At 66.8% G+C, this 729-nt stretch carries 1 protein-coding gene; it reads right to left on the reverse strand.

Features of this window, described 5'->3' with window-relative positions; translation table 11 throughout:
* On the reverse strand, positions 1 to 547 hold a 547-nt coding region (locus KUM32_RS36865), incomplete at its 3' end, for a glutamine synthetase beta-grasp domain-containing protein (protein WP_217146231.1).
* Positions 548 to 729: the final 182 nt, after the last annotated feature.

Below are 729 nucleotides of genomic sequence, written 5' to 3' on the forward strand. Positions count from 1 at the left end.
CCGGCGGGGCCGGGAAGTAGCCGCCCTTGTAGCGCACCTTGTAGCCGCGGTTGTTCTCCACCGCGCCGGTGTTCCAGGCGCCGGCCTCGGAGTCGATGTGGTAGAAGGACTCGTTCGCGGCGGTGCTGAAGCGCACGTTGTCGAAGACGTAGAACTCGGCCTCGGGGCCGAAGAACGCGGTGTCCGCGATGCCGGTGGAGGCCAGGTACGCCTCGGCCTTCTTGGCGATGTTGCGCGGGTCGCGGCTGTACTGCTCGCCCGTGATCGGGTCGTGGATGAAGAAGTTGATGTTGAGCGTCTTGTCCCGGCGGAACGGGTCGACGCGCGCCGTGCTCAGGTCCGCGCGCAGCGCCATGTCGGACTCGTGGATCGCCTGGAAGCCGCGGATCGAGGAACCGTCGAAGGCGAGCTCTTCGGAGGGGTCGAACACCGTCGCCGGAATGGTGAAGTGCTGCATCACGCCAGGCAGGTCGCAGAAGCGGACGTCCACGAACTTGACGTCCTCATCCGCGATGAACTTCTTGGCGTCGTCGCCGTTCTGGAACATCCCACTCCTCCTAGCCCGGCCGGGAGCGGTCGGGGTTGCTTCGATAGCGCTGACCTGTGCGGTGGTGCGCCGGGCCCGACCATAGGTAGCCGGGATTTCCCGAGCATGACCCATTTGTTTCGCCCAGGTTAACCGGTACGCGGGTCCGGAACGCGTGCTCCGCGCGCGGCCCGTGGCCGGCC

The sequence above is a fragment of the Streptomyces sp. AC627_RSS907 genome, assembly GCF_019049165.1.